Annotated in this window: 13 protein-coding genes; 2 read left to right on the top strand and 11 right to left on the bottom strand. The window is 46.1% G+C overall.

All coding sequences use genetic code 11. From position 1 onward, the window contains the following. Nucleotides 1-32: 32 nt before the first annotated feature. Nucleotides 33-2,579: an OstA-like protein gene (locus E2R66_RS08155; protein ID WP_240049260.1), complete on the bottom strand. Its 2,547-nt coding sequence runs from the start codon at nucleotides 2,577-2,579 to the stop codon at nucleotides 33-35. A 51-nt stretch (nucleotides 2,580-2,630) separates the two neighbouring features. On the opposite strand from E2R66_RS08155, the gene tilS reads away from it, so the two are divergent. Both tilS and E2R66_RS08145 read left to right on the top strand, forming a co-directional pair. After that, nucleotides 2,631-3,965 carry a tRNA lysidine(34) synthetase TilS gene (gene tilS / locus E2R66_RS08150; protein ID WP_133228576.1) on the top strand — a complete coding sequence of 445 codons (1,335 nt, stop codon included), beginning with the start codon at nucleotides 2,631-2,633 and terminating at the stop codon, nucleotides 3,963-3,965. Continuing rightward, nucleotides 3,962-4,447, top strand: a complete 486-nt coding sequence (locus E2R66_RS08145; RefSeq protein WP_133228574.1) for a hypothetical protein — start codon at nucleotides 3,962-3,964, stop codon at nucleotides 4,445-4,447. The genes tilS and E2R66_RS08145 overlap by 4 nt, the downstream gene beginning before the upstream one ends. 72 nt (nucleotides 4,448-4,519) lie before the next feature. Here E2R66_RS08145 and E2R66_RS08140 read toward each other — a convergent pair whose 3' ends face one another. The 10 genes from E2R66_RS08140 to E2R66_RS08095 all read right to left on the bottom strand — a co-directional run bounded on the left by E2R66_RS08140 (nucleotide 4,520) and on the right by E2R66_RS08095 (nucleotide 14,968). Then, nucleotides 4,520-5,158 (bottom strand): hypothetical protein, encoded by a 639-nt coding sequence (locus E2R66_RS08140; protein WP_133228571.1) that lies wholly within the window; start codon nucleotides 5,156-5,158, stop codon nucleotides 4,520-4,522. A 114-nt stretch (nucleotides 5,159-5,272) separates the two neighbouring features. Then, the gene (locus E2R66_RS08135) at nucleotides 5,273-6,880 is read right to left on the bottom strand and encodes a gliding motility protein RemB (RefSeq protein ID WP_133228569.1); all 1,608 of its coding nucleotides are present in this window, start codon (nucleotides 6,878-6,880) and stop codon (nucleotides 5,273-5,275) included. 24 nt (nucleotides 6,881-6,904) lie between these two features. Then, nucleotides 6,905-8,041: a GDP-mannose 4,6-dehydratase gene (gmd, locus tag E2R66_RS08130; RefSeq protein ID WP_133228566.1), complete on the bottom strand. Its 1,137-nt coding sequence runs from the start codon at nucleotides 8,039-8,041 to the stop codon at nucleotides 6,905-6,907. Nucleotides 8,042-8,133: 92 nt separating this feature from the next. Next, complete coding sequence (locus tag E2R66_RS08125) at nucleotides 8,134-8,697, bottom strand: DUF3109 family protein (RefSeq protein WP_133228912.1); 564 nt, start codon at nucleotides 8,695-8,697, stop codon at nucleotides 8,134-8,136. After that, nucleotides 8,690-9,475 carry a DUF3108 domain-containing protein gene (locus tag E2R66_RS08120; protein WP_133228564.1) on the bottom strand — a complete coding sequence of 262 codons (786 nt, stop codon included), beginning with the start codon at nucleotides 9,473-9,475 and terminating at the stop codon, nucleotides 8,690-8,692. The genes E2R66_RS08125 and E2R66_RS08120 overlap by 8 nt, the downstream gene beginning before the upstream one ends. Before the next feature lie 44 nt (nucleotides 9,476-9,519). Next, the gene (locus E2R66_RS08115) at nucleotides 9,520-10,035 is read right to left on the bottom strand and encodes a DUF2480 family protein (protein ID WP_133228562.1); all 516 of its coding nucleotides are present in this window, start codon (nucleotides 10,033-10,035) and stop codon (nucleotides 9,520-9,522) included. Nucleotides 10,036-10,119: 84 nt separating this feature from the next. Next, nucleotides 10,120-12,219 carry a SurA N-terminal domain-containing protein gene (locus E2R66_RS08110; protein WP_262710294.1) on the bottom strand — a complete coding sequence of 700 codons (2,100 nt, stop codon included), beginning with the start codon at nucleotides 12,217-12,219 and terminating at the stop codon, nucleotides 10,120-10,122. 109 nt (nucleotides 12,220-12,328) lie between these two features. Further along, on the bottom strand, nucleotides 12,329-12,904 hold the full coding sequence (gene lptC, locus E2R66_RS08105; protein WP_133228557.1) for an LPS export ABC transporter periplasmic protein LptC: 576 nt from the start codon (nucleotides 12,902-12,904) through the stop codon (nucleotides 12,329-12,331). Between the two features lie 11 nt (nucleotides 12,905-12,915). Next, nucleotides 12,916-14,232, bottom strand: coding sequence for a porin family protein (locus E2R66_RS08100; RefSeq protein ID WP_133228555.1), 1,317 nt, complete (start codon nucleotides 14,230-14,232; stop codon nucleotides 12,916-12,918). Beyond that, nucleotides 14,225-14,968: a type III pantothenate kinase gene (locus E2R66_RS08095; RefSeq protein ID WP_133228553.1), complete on the bottom strand. Its 744-nt coding sequence runs from the start codon at nucleotides 14,966-14,968 to the stop codon at nucleotides 14,225-14,227. Before E2R66_RS08095 ends, E2R66_RS08100 begins: the two co-directional genes overlap by 8 nt.

The raw sequence follows: 14,968 nt of genomic DNA, 5'->3' as shown, positions 1-14,968 counted from the left end.
ACAATAATCGGTATGACGGGGGTACCCCCCCCCTATGGTCGTTTTTTGACCGTAGTGTCCGGCTTTTGCTTAGGCTTCACTGTACTGCTATCGCTCTTAGGTGCCAACACCGGCGCGTTGTTTGGTTTCAGTGCAGTGCTATCTGCCTTCCCCTTAACTATCGGTTTTACGCCCGTAGTATCTTTACCGGTTTTAAGTGGCATCAATGCCGGTAATTTAGTTGCCGTGCTATCGCCAGGCACGGGTTTGCCGCCGGGCGGTTTAGCCAATGGCTGTTTATCTTTCCCGGTTTTTTTAGGTGGGGTGCTGGCCGGTTTTACCGTAGCAGCTTTTTTGCTATACGATGGGATGATGGATTCCTTAGAGAAAGGTCGTTCCTTAGGCTTCCAGATAAAGCCTTTCAGTATCTTCTCCTCTTCTTTGAATTTACTTATCGGGCCATAACGGTGCTCGGGCTTTACTAAAAAGTAAACGTCCGTAGCACTATTGTCTTTAAATAGCACTCGCATTCGGCTGGTGAGCGAGCGCTGCATCTCTGTCACTTTTTTGGTACTGTCGCGTGCAAAGTAAAGGCTCTCGGCGTTGCCGGATATAAACATCTTATCCAGTTTATCATCCTTAAAAAAGCCCCGCATGCGCTTGCCGGCGATCTGGTTAAAGGTGGTAGAGTCGTCCTTTTCGATATTGACGATGAACGCCGAAGGGAACAGCATCAGGTTATCCATCTTTTTGTTGCGCATTTGCATAGTGATGGTATCGCCTGATAGCTGCGAACCTTGCGTCCATATAATCGGGTTTACGAACATGCGTAGGGTGCTGTCGCTATAACTGTAAAACATCGAATCGGCCTTTGCCTGCAGGTCTGATTTAAACAGTTTAGCATGATGAAAGGCTTTGATGATCCTTATCCTGGCGGTATCCTTCAACACCACCGTGCGGACCACAAATGCAGGGTCGTTATCGTCGGGTTCGTCCTCGGGCCTTTGTTCGGGGGCGCCTTCCGGGTCGTTGTCCTGATTTGTCCGCTGAACCTTTTTTTGCGCAGATCGGCCCTGGGCGTCGGGCTTTCCTGCGGGCGCAGGGATAGGTTTGCCGTTTTTATCGAGCTTTGGCGGTGCCACTACTACAGGCGGGGGTGGGCCAAACTGCATGGGGTGTAATATCAGGCTATCTTTCGGCAACCAAAGCGAGGTAGCCACCAAAAATTTCGACGCTTTTTTATCGGCAGCTTTCTTATCTGCGGCAGTTGGTGCCTTAACTTTTATAGAGGTATCCCTTATGCCGGCCAAACGCTGTTTTTCCTGCATAATATTTAAGTCTTTGTAAGTTAGCATTTGCGTTTCCAGCGAATCTGCAGAAATGTATATCGAGTCGCGCTTTATCTTTTCGGGCTTTTTTACTTTCAGCAGGCTGTCCGGCATTTTGCTTATATCAGGCTTTGCTGCCGCAGCCAAGCGGGCTAAAGAATCGGTAGCGGCCTTTAATTTTTTGATGCCGGGGTTAGTTATCGGCGTACCCATAGGGGTTTTAACAGGCACCCTTAATGGCGGGGCTTTTACCGGCGAGTTCCGGGTGGGGGCCTTAACTGTACCCAGCGACGGCGCTTTGATAGGTGAGCCTTTTTTTACGGTAGCAGGCTTGTTGTTTGCCGCATTAATGGCAGTGGCATCGACAGCAGTGGCTGTGGTGTCTTTTTCTTCGGTTACAATTACCACATACGGGTCTTTGGTAACCACCGTGCGTTCTTCGTTTTTGTAGTAATTGGCCAAATCGCCCAGCAGTGTAATCTTCTGCTCGCTATCGGTAAATACTACGTGCTTAACCGCACGGCCGAAGCCGGCTTTTTTATCGTAGAACAAGCTATCGCCTTTGAGCCTCTTGGTGCCCGATTTGTAGAGATTCTTCTTACCAAAGAAGGCCTGTTCTACCACGGTATTGTAAAGGCCGTTCTCGGTATAAAGGGTGTCTTTTTTATCTTTGGTATCGTAAATATTGGTGGGCCCGTAAAAATAGGAGATGCGCGTGCCTGTATTGTAGCGTAGCGTATCAGTTTTGATGAGGGCATCAGGCGTTACCAAAACTACATCGTAGCGAAAGTACGAATCGCGCGAGTTGGCAAAATAATAGCCGTTTTTGCTGGTGAGGGTGTTGTCTTTGTTCACCACTTTGCCACCGCCGGTATAGGTGCCAATGCGGGTTGCCGTATTGTAGGTAAGGTAGTTGGTGGTGAGCGTGGCATCTTTATCCACCATCTTCACGTTATCGGTAAGTATGGCAATTTTGGTATTGCCGTTGTAATTCAGCTTATCAGAAAAAATATTCAGCGTATCGCCTTGAGAAATGTTTACGTTGCCAAAGGCATCAAAGGCATTATCCTGTACGTAAAAGTAAGCGCTGTCCGACCGCATGATGGAGTAATCCTGCTGGAAGGTACCCTTGTAAACTTTGATCACATCCTTGCCGTTTATTTTGATACCCTCGCTGCTCTGCGAACGGATAAGCAGCACTACGGATTTTTTCTGCGCCATTACGCGAGCAGATAGCAGTATAAAAAGAAGGCTGAAGGTGTATTTTATCACGAGGGCAAAATTAGTTTTTTGCAGGGGTTATTAAATTAATAATTTTGGGATATGCTTCCTGTTGAACGCTTTATTGATTTTGCTGTGCAAAATAAGTTATTTGAGCCCGGCACCAAAGTGCTGGCGGCAGTAAGCGGCGGTATCGATTCGGTTTTAATGGCTCATTTGCTTAAATCTGCGGGTTATCAGTTTGGCATTGCGCATTGCAATTTTATGCTGCGCGGCCCCGAAGCCGATGCCGAGCAGGAATTTACCTGCGGGCTGGCCGCACAGTTTGGCGTAAGCTTCCACACCACCAATTTCGATACCAAGCTATACGCAGCAAAGCATAAATTATCTACGCAGATGGCTGCACGCGAATTAAGGTACCAATGGTTTGCCGGGCTTTGCCAAACAGCGGGTTACGAAGCCGTTGCGCTTGCACATCATCAAAACGATACGATAGAAACAATATTGTTGAACCTTACGCGCGGCACAGGCATAGCCGGCCTGCACGGCATTATGCCCCGAAACGGCAACCTGGTGCGCCCTCTGTTGTTTTTGGGGAGGGAGGAGATACAGGAGATCGTAGCCAACGAAAAGCTTGCTTTTATGGAAGACAGCTCAAACGCATCGGTAAAATATGCACGTAACAAATTGCGGCATTTGGTGGTGCCTGTGCTTAAGGAATTGAACCCTGCGCTGGAACAAACCTTTGAGCGCAACCTGCGCAACTTCCGCGAGATGGAGCAATTGCTGAACGAAAAGGTGGAGGCCCTGCGCGGCGAGATCATGACTACTCATAGCGATGAAGTACACATCAGCATAGACGGAATCAAAAGACTATCGCCGCAACGGTTGTTGCTGTTTAAACTATTGCAGCCTTACGGATTTGTAGAGCAGGTGGTTGATGATTTGATCAGCGTGCTGGATAAGCACGCAGGCAGGGTGTTCAACAGCAATACCCATACTTTGGTGGTAGATAGGGGGATGCTGGTTGTCGTTGGAATTAAAACAGCAGCTGACATGCCTGTTGTGATAAACGAGGGGGAAACTTCCGTAAATTACCATACGTTTAAGCTAAGTGTTTTGCAAGATGATAGCCCGCTAATCATTAAAGATAACCCGCTGGCTACATCGGTAGACGCGGAACTGCTGGTTTACCCGCTTACTTTGCGCAGTTGGCAGATGGGTGATTATTTTTACCCGCTGGGGATGAAAGACAAGCAAAAGCTGAGCGATTTCTTTATCCATCAGAAAGTACCGTTGCATCAAAAAGGCGATGTGCCTGTTTTGGTAAATGCCAACGGCGATATTATCTGGCTTGGCGGCTACCGGCCCGACGAAAGGTACAAAGTGGGTAAAAACACTAAAAAAGTTACTATATTCGAATTGATTAAATTATGACCGACAAAGCCGATTTTACCGAAAAACAATACCTGGGCCGCGAGTGGATACCAATTACTATCCGCCTGATGTTAGCGATGTTTTGCTTTGCCGCCTACTTTTTTACCGACGAACGCGAACGCAATGGCGATTTACTGGCAGTGGTGGGTTTCGCCATCATCACCATATCTATTATCCTGGGGTTTGTTTTGCACTTTAAAACCGTAGTGGCCAACAAAAGCGTTACGCTTGATGGCCTCTGGACCACCCGTCGCGTAAAAATAGACCTTAACAGCATCGTAAAAGCGGAGAAAGGCACTTACAGCCGTTACCTGTTTAATAACCCCGTTTACAACCTGCACTCCAAAGGTACCATCCGTTTCTATACTGCCGGTAACGATGCCATCCACCTTACAGATCGCGACGGCCTGCTTTACATCATCGGTTCGCAGCACGCCAACGAGTTTTTGCGTGCGATACGAGAAGAAATGAAAGCGAAATAGAGAATTTATTAAATCTATAAAACGAGAGAGGAGCATGATTGTGCTCCTCTCTTGTTTTATAATTGCTTGCCTTTATTTAGAATACGGGAAGTTTCTGGATATTTTCCTCATCTGGCGTTCTATCACATCATCCGTCGACGTCAGCAGGCCTTCGTTCATCTTTTTATTATAACGCCATAAAAGTTCACCGTCGCTACCGTTGGCTATCTGCATGGTAATGCTGCCTTCCCCGGTTTTGCTGAAGCCAAATAACGCCGTGGTAACTATAGCGCCTGCTTCAGATTTAGTGGTCTCCTGTTCATAGGTGCCAAATATTACAGCATCCACACCCAATACTTTTGCTATTTCGTCCTTGGTGTGTATTTCAAGGCTGTCGGTATACTTTGCACGGTTTAATAAAACCATGGTTTTTTCTATGTCCTGAAAGCTAACCGAGTAGTTATCTGCCTTTCTGAGTAAATAAGTGTACATGCTCGATTGTATGCTTTTACCCAATTTCAGTTCCTGATCATGATTTGCTGCGGCATCAAAATTTTTAGGGGGCCTTTTATAGGATATGGTCACCTTAAAAGGCAGTATTGCAACAAGTTTATGCGTTTTAATGGCATCTTTCAACTTAGGGCTTTCATAAATTTGTTTAGAGCTTTCAAATTGCGCGAAGGCATGGATACTGAATACAGATATCCCGATAAATAGGAGAAATTTTTTCATATTTTCTTTGATAAGGTTTAGATAACGCCGATTACCGATCGACATTAAAATGAACGCGATGTTACCAAAAAAAATCAATATGCCGATTAAAATAACCGACTAATACGATTTTTTTTAATGCGACTTAAAGCTAGCCAGATCGGTATGCAAATCGCGGAATGAGCTGCGGATGCCGAAAGTAAGCATGCTGGTTTTATCGTTGAAGGCGGTGTTCTTTTCCGTGCGGTAGATGCCGCCAAGCTCCAGCCTCAGGTTGTATTTAGGGTTCAGCAAAAAGGCTATCTTTCCCTGCAGGTAAACCATGTTGGTGGTTAAGCCCTGGCCTATGTAGTTGCCGTCGGTTTTTGCCGGGTTTTGGTAGTTAAGGAAAGGGTTTTTACCGTAGTTGAGGTTGTTGATGTCTAAACCATAGTGGCCAAAATCGCCCTCGCCGGAGAAATCGAAACGTTTGTAAGAGTAATTCAGCATGCCCACATACTCGCGGAAGTTGGCACCAAAGGGATGCGCAAGTGGCTCGCTGTTGGCGGTGTAGTTAAGCACCGATGCGCGCTCTGAGTAGGTATATGGCCTCGCAGAATTTGTTTCGGCAAGGTAATTCAGGTTTTTAATGCCGAATAGATCGGCACCCCTGATGCCCAGTTGCCAGCCGAATTTATTACGGTAGCTGCCCGGGTTATGGAAAAAATTCTTCGACTCGAACTCATCCAACGAAAACTGGCCATATAGTGTAAGTCCGTCTACCACCTTCAATTTACTGGTAAGGCCTATCAGCGCGTTATCGGGCGAACCGTTAGCCGCTTCTACAGGGCGTAAGAATATTAGGGGATTGATGTAGTTGAAATCGAAGCCACGTGCATGGCCGGAATCATCCTCGCTGGCCCATATTACCGAATCGAAGAACCCGAATGATAAACGGTTGCTTACGTTCCAATCCAGATAATGAAACACGCCGAACTTTTTGCGGTTGATTTGATGATCGCTGGTTGCTGCAGGATCCTCGAACAAGGCCCACATCGACATGTATTTTACGTTACCCACATTGGCCGTTACCCTAAAGAAGGGGTAAGGCGAAGTGTTATCTGACAGCAACACCGAACGGTAGCCATCGCCGATAAAAGTTTTATCGCGCCCGGCACTGATGTTAATGAATTTTACCGGCGTGTACGAGACATTTGCCGTAATGTACGACCAATTGTACGCGTCGGCGTCATCGGTTAAGCGGCGTGCGTAGGCCTGCCCCGGAACAATGCCCACCTGGTTGATGTAGGTGGAAAGGTAATCGGGGAATTTGGCGTTGCTTAAATAGCCCGCAACGTTGTAAGTAAATTTCTTACCCGCGCTACCACCAATTTGCAAACCCAGCGAGTTGTAATGGGTTGTTTTTTTATCGGTAAAATCGCGGCCAATATTGAAATCGGGCAGCAAATCGGCATAAAAAGTTGATGAAGGGCTTTTATAATCGATTAAATGCTCGTTGAATATTTTGGCATATGCCCCGTTTTTCACTATACCGTAGTTGAGCAGGGCGTTCATGCGGGTGGCCAAAAGCGAGTCATCGGCAAAGAAGGGTTTCATTGACGAATGTACGCGCGTTTTGGTTGAGTAAACATCGGCATCCAGCTTCTGGTAAAACTGGTAATTATAGGGCTGATACACAGATTGTGCTTTGGTAAGCCCGAAAGAAGCCAGCAATACAAAACTGCTGAATAAAATTTTCTTCATATAAATGCCGATGGATCTTCTGTTCTATTCGAAATAATTCAACGTTTTATAACCGCCTTTGCGCAAGTGTTCATCTTTCTTGGCCAGGTCAAGGTCAGAATGTACCATGTCTTCTACCAATGCTGCCAGGTCGTACTTAGGTACCCAGCCTAGTTTCTCCTTAGCTTTTGTGGGGTCGCCTATAAGCAGGTCAACCTCGGTAGGCCTAAAGTATTTAGGATCTACTTTTACCACAGTTTGGCCGGGGTGCAGGGCTGCGTAGTTAAGACCCAGTTTTTGTACTTTCTCCTGGTTTACGTCTATAATCACGCCTTTTTCGTTCTCTTCTTTCCCGCTGAATTCTACCTCTACGCCGAGCTCCAAAAAGGCCATCTTGATGAATTCCCTTACGGTAGTGGTAACACCGGTAGCAATTACAAAATCCTCCGGTTTATCCTGCTGCAAAATAAGCCACATGGCCGCTATGTAATCTTTTGCGTGGCCCCAATCGCGCTGGGCGGATAAGTTGCCCACGAATAGGCAGCTTTGCAGGCCTAAGGCTATTTTGGCAACCGCACGGGTAATTTTACGGGTTACGAAAGTTTCGCCACGTATTGGGCTTTCGTGGTTGAACAATATACCGTTGCAGGCGTACATGCCGTATGCTTCGCGGTAGTTTACAATTATCCAGTAGCCGTAAAGTTTGGCCACCGCATAGGGCGAACGCGGATAAAACGGTGTTTCTTCGCTTTGCGGTACGGCTTGTACTAAACCATAAAGCTCTGATGTTGATGCCTGATAAATGCGGGTTTTTTGGGTAAGGCCTAAAAGCCTGATGGCTTCCAGTATGCGCAGCACACCAATACCATCTGCGTTGGCGGTATATTCCGGGGTGTCGAAACTTACCTTAACGTGGCTTTGGGCTCCAAGGTTATAAATCTCGTCTGGTTGTATCTCTTGTATCAGCCTTATTAAGCCGGTAGAATCGGTTAAGTCGCCGTAATGAAGGTGCAGCTTAACGCCTTTTTCGTGTGGATCGTGGTACAGGTGGTCTATCCTATCGGTATTAAATGAAGACGACCTGCGTTTTACACCGTGCACTTCATATCCTTTTTTCAATAAAAATTCAGCTAAGTATGCGCCGTCCTGACCTGTTATGCCTGTGATTAAAGCTTTTTTCATTAACGAATATTGGAGTAAGCAATTATTTATTGCAATATTACCAAAATAATCGAAAATGGAGGTATAAGGTTATATACAAACCTGTTAATATTTTAGATTCCGGCAACGAAGTCTTCCAGCTCGCGGTACCATTCTTCGCCGTATTTTCGTATAAGCGGGCCTTTTAAAAACTCGTGTACTTTTACTTTCAACTGGTCGCCAAAGCTGCAGGCAGGGCTGCATATGCTCCATCGGTCGTAATTCAGCACATCAAACTCGGGGTAGGCCGTTATACGGATGGGATAGAGGTGGCAGGATATGGGTTTTTGCCAGCTTATTTCGCCCTGTTCGTACGCTTTCTCTATGGCGCATTTAGTAATGCCGTTTTCCCAGGTAACGTAAGCGCATTCTTTATTGGTATCTACGCAAGGAGTGGTGTAATCTCCGTCAAAATCGGTAACGTGGGTGCCCTCCCTTTCAATGGTGGCGATGCCTTTTGCCGTCATGAAGGGTTTTACCTTGGGGTATATCTCTGCTAAAATACCCAACTCATCGTGGTTGAGGGGCGCACCAGAATCGCCTTCCAGGCAACACGCACCTTTGCACTTATTAAGGTTGCAAACAAAATTCTCTTTTACTACATCTTCGTGCAGTAAAACGCTTCCTACTTCAATCATCATTTTTCTTTACCGGGTTTAAAGCATATTTGAGCCCGCTTGCTTGTGTCAAATCCATTACCAGGCTACCAACAATCAGTTCTACGTGGGCTTTAACGGGGATACGGTTCTTATCATCAGTGATCCACAAATATAGCTTACTATTTTTGCGGAAGATGCGCCCCGGGATAATAGTTGGGTTGAATTTTAAACAATTGAAGGTGCCCAGCCCGCATTTTACCTGCTCTTTGCCCAGGTAGGTGATGGTGAGCGTGTGGATGCCATCCTCCAAAAAGTAACGCATGTCCAGCTTATCATTTATTTTAAGGCCCGAAACATCTACGTTGCGCGCAAAATAATACGCCGACAGGAAATCGAAAACACTGCCGCTGAACGGGTATTTGCCACTGTTAGCGGTTATCTCGCCCTTATCATGATCAAATATCACTTTGTCTGAATGTTTGTAGCCACCTTCCTTGCGCTCTTCAGAATAATAATAGGGTAACAGGGTATGCGGATCTATAAAAGTTTGGTATTGATTACGCACCTTAAACAGTAAATTGAAGGTGCCCAGCGTAGTTGCGGTTGAGTAGATGCGTAACGCGGGTTTACCGTCGAATTTCTGTGCGCTGTTCTCTACCTTTATTACCGCTTCAGCAGCACTGAATATGCCATATTTTAGTTTATAGGTAATTTGCTCCCCTGCCTGGAAAGCAACCTCGTCGGTCTTTTGGGCTTCCTGGGCACGTGCCATAGCGAAAACTGCCAGCAGCAATAGCACAATATAGTATTTTTTCATTTATTCTATTTAGAACCCAATAGACCGTATTGTGCACCAAGGGTTTAATCGCGCCGCTTATAAATAGGTACAGTTGAACAAGGCTCGCCAAACATAATGCTTTTTGCAACCGGTGTGAGTATTTTGGTGAGCTCTACGTAGGCAGATACCGGCACTGGTATATCCCCGCAACCTTTTATTACCAGGCGTTGCCCGGCGTATTGAGTTGCATCCATAGCCGCTATCTGTTTGATGAACAAAACGGTTTCCAGTACTTCGGCATCACCAAAAACAACTTCTTTAGCATAGGGAGCCATACGGTTGGCCAGCAGCATATAAGCCCATGCCGGCACAATGGCATCGGCACTACAGTTTACCGCCACCAGCTTATCCTGGTACTGGGCCCAATTGTGCTCCTTTACAAATTCGCGAAAATCCTTTTCGCGCAGCATCAGCCCATGGAATAAATTATCCTTTATATCGTACACCACACGCTCGCCTTGCGTATAAAACTGGGCGGGATCCAGCGTAACCAGGCCGCTTTGCGCAACTTTATTGATGAAATTCTCCTGTATTTCCATGGCGTATTTGTTCTGTTTATAAGCAAAAAAAATCCGGCAACAGTATAACGCTGTTGCCGGATGCAAAATTACTTTAAATTTAGCTTATAAGAACTTAGCGCGGTTATCTTTTACATTCGCCTTATCTTTCAGCGCATCAAGCACCTGCCCATCGGCACGTTGCGTTAACGTCTGGCCAAGGGTTTGTTTCTCCCTAACGGCATTGGTTAAAGTAGCCGGGTTGATAAAGCTCTCCAGCGTGAAAACATAAACGCCCGCTGTACCTGCTACAGGCTTAGACAGTACATTCGGTTTAGAACCGAAGATGGTACCGATAAGCTTATACTCGGGGCCAGAACCTGGTATAACTGGGTTAGCCAACACGATGTTTTGCACCGGTACTACTTTGCTACCTGCTTTTGTAGCAACCTGATCTATGTTGTTTGCGCCGCTCGTGGCAGCTGCAAGCTTTTCGGCAAGCATCTTACCTTTTACGATGTTTCTTACGGCAGGCTCTATTTGCTTCTTAACAGCATCCAGGCTTAAGTAGCCAACAGGTTTTATCTCGGTAAGCGAGCCAACTACGTACTGATCGCCAATTGGGAAAACTTCTTCAGAGAAATCGCCTTTTTCGGCTTTGAAAGCCCATTTAACAAAAGCACGTGCGTTATCCAGGCCTGGCAGAGATGCCGATGTGCCGGTAATGTCTTCTGCTTTTTTAACGGTTAAGCCTGCTTTTTTGGCTTGTTCCGCAAAGTTGTCTTTGGTTAAGCCGCCCAGAAAAGCTTGCGATTTGTTGTAAACTTCGTTCTGTGTTTTTTGGCTAGGCTCCAACTGCTTGTCTACAGTAGCTATCTTAACTACTTTAGATGCGCCTATCTGCTTCTGTATCTCTATAAGGTGAACGCCAAATTGGGTGGTGAGTACCTTTATCTCGCCGGCTTTGCCATCAAAAACTGCATCGTCGAAAGCAGGTATCATGGTATTACGGCCAAAAGTACCTAAGTCGCCGCCCTTTTCGCCCGATGACCTGTCAGTAGAAAAATCTTTAGCAAGCTCGGCGAACGTTTTGCCTCCTGCCAATAGTTTCTTTAAAGAATCGGCCTTGGCTAAAGCTTTATCTAAACCACCCTCTTTGCTAGGATCGATAAGGATGTGGCGCGCCTGTACCGAATCGGGGCCAACTTTAACAGCAAGCAATTTGGATATTTTGTAGAAGCCGTTTGAGAGGTATGGGCCGTAAACGAAACCTTTTTCTGCCGAGAACATCACCGAATCGAGTTTCGGATCTAACTGACCTTTCTTCTGGAAAATGAGCGGTGCTTTGTTAACGGAGTTTATCTGCACAAATAATGAGTCGTTGGTAGACGCCTTGAAATCGGCAGCCAGCTTATCAGCCTGTGTTTTGATAGCCAGGGTATCTTCTTTAGAAGGAGCTGCGTTGAAGCTTACGTAATCGAAGCTGCGCAGTTCCTGCTTGTTTTTGAATTCGGGCTTGTGATCGTTATAGTATGCACTATAATCGTCATCAGTAAGGGTAACTTTGTTATCCGGTATGGATGCGTAATCAAGCACGGTGTATTTGAAATTGGCAAGTTTGTTTTTGCCGTTGTAATCATCTTGCGCATCAAGCGAGTTTACATACAGGCCGTTGCTCACCAGCGCCATGTATTTTTGCCTTTTCTTATCCTTTATCAGTTCGGTAAGGAAAGTACCCCACTGTTTTAGCTGCGCGGTATCTGCCTGCGGGCTTTGGATATAGGTAAGGAACTGGTTCAAGCGTTCGCGGCTGAATTGGCCGGTTTGCTGATCGGTAAACTGGCGCATAATCTGCTGATCTGGCGTGGTACCGCTGATCATGTTCTGCCTTTCGGCATCGCCTACGGTGATACCCAGTTTCTCAACCTCTTTGCTCAATAATTTGTCGGTGAGGAACTGGCCCCAGGTGCTTTCCTGCAAATAAGTAGTAATCTGCGGCGAGATGGCCTGGCCCGATTGTTGCTGAAACTGACGGGTAGATAAATCTAACCTCTCGCTGAATTCTTTGTAGCTGATGGTAGAGCCATTCACTTCGCCTATTTCGGAACTGCTGTCCCTGAAAATTGAACTGCCCGACTTAATAACTTCGCCGGCAACGAACGCTAAAAGCGCAAAACCAATAAAAACTGCGAGGATTGTTCCCATCCTATCCCGCAAGTAACCCATGATACCCATATAACTCTTATATCTATTTTATATTTCTCAAAAAGAGGCGCAAGATACAACTTTTACTAAAATTCTATAGCACAATTTTTTGCGCCCTTAATCCTGGTAATTATTGCGATAATCCATCGCCATTAACGTGTATGGTACCGGTGGCATTTTGGAAGATGGGGTGCTTAAGCGCGTCATCGCTTTTAAAGCTGGTGCCCCGCATAATATCGCCACCCACCTTGGTCATCTCCACCTGCTTGTTAGAATAAATTTGTTTGAAGGCCATGTCCCAGATAAGTTCTTCTGATTTGTAAACCGTGCCCTCGGCATTGGTGGCTACTACATTATGATGAAACTCAATGAATTTATCGTCGTTGCGGGTAAGGGCTGAGTCGGCGGTTATTGTCCCCGCCGGTTTGGCATCTTTATCAAGAAAGGTGATTCTGATTCCTTTTGGCAGCACCTTATACGGCTTGGCAATCATATATTCAATCATCAGCGGCGCGTTCAGCCTGAATTTCACCAGGGCCGAATCGCTGTAAATTAAATCTATGTCGGTAGTTTGCTGTATGGGTTTGGTAGAATCGGCAGCCGCTAAAGCTTTTATTTTATTGATATCGTTTTCGCAGGCCACCAACAGCATCGCTATAAACAATGCCGGTAACCCTATCTTACATACCAATAACCTGCTGCGCATGCGGCTGAATATTAATCGAAGCGATACTTCACAAACCACTGATCGTTAAGCGTAAACGACAGGTGTAAGTTGATGTAGTTTTCTTTTACCAGCCCGTTAGTTAAAGTGCCGCGTTTGCCGTACTCTGCCGCAAGGTTTATTTTGTAGAATGCGGTATTGTTACGTGGCAAGGGCAGGCCCATGCCAAATGTGGCGGCATACTTTTTTATATTGGTGTTGTTTACGTTGAGGTAAGTCTGATCGTATATCAGCCCAAAGCGGTAGTCAACCCTGGAAAAATAGTTGGATAGCGAGTACATATTTGGTGTTACCTGGCCGCCAACATTAAGTGTTTTGCTGTTTTGCAGGCCTTTGTTTATGCCTGCCACGGTAAGCGAGCTCCAGTTGCCTATGCTATAATCGGCACCGATGATGTATTTGCCATCGTGCTGGTAACTGATGCCGAAGTGGTTTATCTGCGGCAGGTTTATCTTTGCTTTTGCATCCTTACGGTTGATAAGGCTATCTGTGGCAACACCTTCGCTGCCCGATTCGGTAAAGTAGCTACTTACGATATAGCTGTTTTGGGTATTAAGCTTTGAATTTGCCGATGCCGAGTAACCGAATACGAGGTGCTTCTTTTCAGAAAAATCGAAGCTGTACTGCGCGCCGTAATCGTAGTTAAAGCCATTGATGCTATTGCTCTCTTCTATGCGTGAGTTAAGCGTGCCGTACAGATCGGGCACTTCGGTAGACCGGGTTTCTTTAAGGTTACCGAAAATGTACGATGCGTTGGCGCCGATAGATAGATGCTTGAACAAGCGCACGCCGTAACCAATGTAAGCTTTTGTTAAACCGCCATCGCCCTGGTAAAGGTAGTTAACGGTATTGGTATCTGCCGGCAGGCCGGTACCAAAATTGCTTTGTTGCTGGCGATAATTGTAACCCAACTCGGTGTAAGGGCGCATGCCAAAACTAATGGCCGATTGCTTTGAAACCGGTATGCCAAAGGCAATATGGCTAAGCCTGAAGCTGGAGTTGGTTTGGTTGCTTTGCCCGCTTTTGCTAAGGGTGTTGAAATTGCTGGAGATGCCTGCATCTATCACCACATAATTCATGGATGAGTAGGCGGCAGGGTTTAAAAAGTTGATGTAGTTGTAGCTGTTTATCTTATTAATAGCAGTACCTATGCCGCCCATGCCGATGTTCTGCGGCATAACCGAGGAGCTGAGATCGCCAAGGCCATACCTGGAATATGGCGAGCTGGTAGTTGCAGTAGATTGTGCGTTTGCACCCAGTGCGGTTGCAGTAAGAGATACTATTATAAAGAGCCTTATATATTTAATCATTATGCTTTTGTATAGCTGCGTTTAATCCTTTAAGAACCAGGTAAGGCTCATTTTTAATATAGGGGGCAAAGATGCTATTTTTTAACAGCGTATCAAAAAAAATACCATCGCCCCCGTGTAGTATGATATTGTACGCTTTTTGTGTTTTTATGTACTCGTTTATAAAGCCTGTAAGCTCGTATTTGATGCCGTTTTGCACGCCCGATATGATTGCCGAGGCGGTGTTGTGGCCTGTGCTATCCTCAAAGTTGCTGTCGGCCTCTATCAGCGGCAAGCCGCCTGTGTAATGATTTAAGGCTTTATAACGCATTTTTAAACCCGGCGATATGCTGCCTCCAAAATAATTTCCCCCTGCATCAACATAATCGTAAGTGATGGTGGTGCCCCCGCCTATAACGATGTTGCCTGTCTGCGGGTATAAATGGTGCGCGCCTGTTACGGCTGCCAGCCTATCGGGGCCGAGCGTTTTGGGTGTTTTATAATGGTTGTTTATGCCTGTAACTACGCAGCTGTCAAACTTTATTACCTCAAGCTTTTGCTGCAGCGCGGCCTGCCAGGGTTCGGCCATTGGCTTTACCGATGAGGCTATCGCCTTTTCGATGGCGTATTTGCCCAACAACGCGTTAATCTCATCTTCGCCGGGTTGCTGGTATTGCTGCACCTCCAATAGGTCGTAATCTTTAAAAACGGCTATTTTGGTGAGGGTGTTGCCAATATCAATAACCAGCGACGTCAT

This window comes from Mucilaginibacter psychrotolerans, assembly GCF_004519315.1.
Classification (GTDB): domain Bacteria; phylum Bacteroidota; class Bacteroidia; order Sphingobacteriales; family Sphingobacteriaceae; genus Mucilaginibacter; species Mucilaginibacter psychrotolerans.
This window is presented reverse-complemented; position numbering and strand designations above follow the sequence as displayed.